General features: G+C 72.3%; 2 protein-coding genes and 2 pseudogenes. 2 read left to right on the top strand and 2 right to left on the bottom strand.

The window, feature by feature from the left end:
- Nucleotides 1-93: 93 nt before the first annotated feature.
- Together ABT093_RS40400 and ABT093_RS40405 are read left to right on the top strand one after the other, a co-directional pair.
- Nucleotides 94-297 (top strand): annotated as a pseudogene (locus tag ABT093_RS40400) (hypothetical protein); the annotation flags it as partial.
- A 117-nt stretch (nucleotides 298-414) separates the two neighbouring features.
- The gene (locus ABT093_RS40405) at nucleotides 415-1,539 is read left to right on the top strand and encodes a hypothetical protein (protein ID WP_502884431.1); all 1,125 of its coding nucleotides are present in this window, start codon (nucleotides 415-417) and stop codon (nucleotides 1,537-1,539) included.
- Nucleotides 1,540-1,619: 80 nt separating this feature from the next.
- Here ABT093_RS40405 and ABT093_RS40410 read toward each other — a convergent pair whose 3' ends face one another.
- Nucleotides 1,620-4,178: an ABC transporter permease gene (locus ABT093_RS40410; protein ID WP_350572504.1), complete on the bottom strand. Its 2,559-nt coding sequence runs from the start codon at nucleotides 4,176-4,178 to the stop codon at nucleotides 1,620-1,622.
- A gap of 74 nt (nucleotides 4,179-4,252) precedes the next feature.
- A pseudogene (locus tag ABT093_RS40415) lies at nucleotides 4,253-4,411 on the bottom strand (ABC transporter ATP-binding protein); the annotation flags it as partial.

Raw genomic sequence — 4,411 nt, forward strand, 5'->3', positions numbered from 1 at the left:
CGGCATTGCGGCGCCCCTGGCCCCTTGCCTCACGTGACAGAACAGCTTATTCCCTGCTGACCTGCGAGATCAGATTGACAACCAGAGATAACCAATGACCTGACCCGCCCGCAGCTGATCGCCGTCTCCGCGAGCTCCAACCGTTCCAAGGGTGACCAGGACCCGGCCGACTGGCTGCCGCAGGCCTCCTACCGCTGCACCTACGCCCGCGCCTGGGTCCAGGTGAAGTACTACTACGGCCTCTCCGTCGACAGTGCCGAGAAGAGCGCCCTCGCCTCGGTCCTCAACGGCTGCTGAGGAAACGTTCGCTCACCGTGACGCACCGGCACCCCACGGTCACCACCGGGGTGCCGGTGCCCCGTTGCGGCGCGAATGGGCCTACGGTGGAGGGAGAGAACGTCTCGACTTGGGAGTGTGGTCGAGATGAGCGGCCCGGCGGACGAACGGTCCGAGCGGTTACCGGCGGAGCAGCGGAGACAGAGATCCGCGTGGCGCGAGCGCGTCCTCGCCCGCGTCGGCTATCTCTCGGCGCAGCTCGACCGGCAGGAGTGCGAAACCGGTGGGGACGAATGCCGGCGGCTGGAGCTGATCGAGGGCGCCCGCCGGTGTCTGGAGAGGGCCACCTCGGCGGCGACCGAGAAGCACGGCTGGCGCAAGCTCTGGTCCGGGGCCACCGCGCTCGAAGGCAGCTGGTCGAACGTCCGCGCCGCCGACGTCCTGCTCCTGGAACTCGTCCCGGCCGGGTCGCTGCCGGCCCGCGCCGTCGACATCCTGGCCATGTCGCGGCTGCACCTGGGCAAGAAGGACCCGCGCACCCTCGCCCTGGCGGCGCGGGCCGGATCCAAGGACAAGCCCGTCGGCGAGGCGGACCGGAGCCTGCTGGTGCACACCCTCGACGCGGCGTACGCGGCGCTCGACGCCGAGTACGCGCGGGTGCGCAGCCTGCGCAACATCCTCTGGGCGGCCAGCGCCTGCGTCCTGCTCGGCGTGGTCTCGCTGGCCGTCTTCGGCGCGGTCTGCCCGAAGTCGCTGAGCCTCTGCTTCAGCCCGGTTCCCTCCACCACGCCAGGCCCGTCGACCGTCCGGATGGTGGTCTGCCCCTCCGGGGAGTACCCGTGGGTCCCGACCAAGCCGATACCCGGTGACTACGCCTCGCGCCTGGACATCGTCACCGTCGAGGTGGCCGGCCTGGCCGGCGCCGCGCTCACCGTGATCGGCTCGCTGCGCCGCATCCAGGGCACCAGTGCGCCGTTCATGCTGCCGCTGGCGGCCGCCGCCCTCAAGTTCCCGACCGGCGCTCTCTCCGCGCTGATCGGCCTGCTGCTGATCCGCGGGGCGTTCGTCCCCGGTCTGAGCGACCTCGACAGCCGGGCCCAGGTGCTCGCCTGGGGCGTGGCCTTCGGCGCCGCGCAGCACCTGGTGACCCGGCTGGTCGACGAACGGGCCCAGTCCACCCTGAAGGAGGTCGGGCGACCACCCGGCGGCGACGCCTCGCCGGATGACACCACCGGCGGCACGGCGCCCCACGCCAACCCCTGAGCCACAGTGCCCGACAGCACGGCGCCCGCCGGGAGTGATCCCGGCGGGCGCCGCGTGTCTCGGGGCGGTGCGTGCGGTGGCTACGAGCTCTTGATCGCGCCCAGGATGTCCATCCGGGCCGCGCGGCGGGCCGGCCAGAGGGCGGCGAGCAGGCCGATCACGGCGGCGGCGGCCAGGAAGAAGGCGATCTTCCCGGGCGGGACCACCAGGGTGATGTTCTTGAACGAGTCCGCCAGGGTGCGGGTGCCGGCCCAGGCGGTGACGATGCCGAGCAGGACGCCGACCACGCCGCCGAACAGCGCGATCATCAGCGACTCCAGCCGGACCATCCGGCCGATGCCGCGGCGGTCCAGGCCGATCGCCCGCAGCATGCCGATCTCCCGGCGGCGCTCGAACACCGACATCGCCATGGTGTTGATGACGCCCAGGACCGCGACCACCACGGACATGCCCAGCAGGCCGTACATGATGTTCAGCAGGGCGGTCACCATCTGGCTGTTCTCCGCCTTGATGTCCTTCTCGCCCTTGACGCTGATCAGCGGGTTGCCGCCGGTGGCGTCGCGCAGCGCCTGCTTGAGTTCGGGGGTCGCGCCGTCGGCGCCCTTGACCAGGACCTTCTTCAGGCCGGAGCCGGCGGCGGCGTGCGAGCCGACCACCTGCTCGGGGGCGATGACCCCGGCGACCTCGGTGTTCTGCTCGACCAGGCCGCCGACGGTCAGGGTGCCGCGGCTGCCGTCGGGGTAGGTGATGTCGAGCGTCGAGCCGACCGCCAAGCCGTTGCGCTCGGCGTAGCCGGTGGTGGCGAGCAGCTTGCCCTGCTTGAGGGAGTCGGCGGCGCCGGCGGTGACCCTGAGGTCGATCAGCTGGTCGAAGGTGGTGGCGTCCACGGCGGTCAGCCGGGTGGTGTCGCCGTCGGCGACGGCCTTCACCGGCACCTCGCGCACCGCGCTGACCATGGTGACCCCGGCCGTCCTGGCGATCTGGCCGGAGACCTCGGGGGAGAGCATGGAGAAGTTCTCCATGGCGACGGCGTAGTCGGCCTTCAGGTCGACCTCGGTGGCCTCGTCGACGGCCTTGTTCACCGAGGCGCCGACCACGGTCAGCGCGGTGATCAGGGTGACGCCGATGGTGAGCGCGGAGGCGGTGGCGGCGGTGCGGCGCGGGTTGCGCACGGCGTTCTCGCGCGCCAGCTTGCCGGGCGTGCCGAACAGCTTGCGCAGCACCGGGGCGAACAGCGCGATCACCGGGCGGGACAGCAGCGGGGTGAGCACGAAGACGCCGATCATCAGCGCGCCCGCGCCGAGGGCCACCAGGTTGACCTCCTTGGCGGCCGCGCCGGCGAGCAGACCGGCGACGCCGGCCGCGGCGAACAACAGTCCGATGACGTTCCGCACCAGCAGGGACTTCTGGGTGGCCGGCTGCTCGGCCGAGCTCATCGCGGCGACCGGGGCGATGCGCGAGGCGCGCAGCGAGGGCAGCCAGGCGGCGAGCACGGTGACCACGGTGCCGACGAGGATCGAGGCGATCACCGTGGACGGGGCGATCACCAGCGGGCCGGTGGGCATGCCGGTGTCCAGCGAGCCGATCACGGACTGCAGCCCGGCGGCGATGCCGATGCCGGCCACCAGGCCGCCGAGCGAGGCGGTCAGGCCGACCAGCACGGCCTCGGCCAGCACGGAGAGGGTGATCTGCTTGCGGCTGGCGCCGACGGCGCGCAGCAGCGCCAGTTCCTTGGTGCGCTGGGCGACCAGCATGGTGAAGGTGTTGGCGATGATGAAGATGCCGACGAAGAGCGCGATGGCGGCGAACATCAGCAGGGCGGTGGACATGCCCTTGGTGCCGGCCTCGATCATCCGGTCCTGCTCGTCGGCGAGTTCGCGGCCGGTGCGGGCCTCCAGGTCGTCGGAGGCGGGCAGGGTCTGCTGGACGGCGGCGAGCAGCGCGGTGTCGTCGGCGCCGGGCTTGCCCTTGACGTCGATCTCGGCGAACCGGTCCGGGGCGAGGTAGAGCTGCTGGGCGGTGGCGGTGTCGAACGCGGCGAGCGAGCCGCCGGAGAGCACCCGCGGGTCGTTGGTGGTCACGGTGCCGGTGAGCTTCAGCTCCATGACCGGCCCGTTGATGGCGACGCGCACGGTGTCGCCGACCTTGTAGCCGCCCTTCTCGGCGGTCTTGGCGTCCAGGGCCACCTCGCCGGAGGTCCGCGGGCCGCGGCCGTCGACCAGCGGGTAGCGCGGGTCGGTGCCGTCGGCGCCCGGGACGTAGTTGGTGCCGGTGGTGGAGAAGCCGTTGCCGATCAGCGCGCCCTTGCGGTCGGCGATGCCGGCGAAGCCGCTGACCACGCCGCGGGCCTCGGCGGCGCCGGGCAGCGCGGCGATCGCCTTGCGGGTGTCCTCGGTGAGGGAGGGACCGCCGGAGGTCCGGCCGCCGTCGTCGTACCCCTTGGTGACGGCGGCGCCGTCGCTGACGGTGACGGCGATGTCGGTGTAGCTCTTGGCGCTCTGGGAGCGCATGGCGTTGCCGAAGGTGTCGGTGAAGACGAGGGTGCCGGCCACGAAGGCGGTGCCGAGCAGGACGGCGAGCGCCGTCATCAGCAGTCGGGCCTTGTGGGCCAGCACATTGCGCAGTGCGGTGCGGTACATGGGGTGGTGTCAGTCCTGGGGGTCGTGGGGACGGCGGCCGGTTCGCGACCGGGTCGGGCGGCGGACGCGGGGCGTCAGCTGGTGCGGCCCTTGGCGTCGAAGCGGCGCATGCGGTCCAGGACGGTGTCGGCGGTCGGGTGGACCAGCTCGTCGACGATGCGGCCGTCGGCGAGGAAGACGACGCGGTCGGCGTAGGCGGCGGCGACCGGGTCGTGGGTGACCATGACGACGGT

It is taken from the genome of Kitasatospora sp. NPDC002551 (assembly GCF_040296005.1).
GTDB lineage: Bacteria > Actinomycetota > Actinomycetes > Streptomycetales > Streptomycetaceae > Kitasatospora.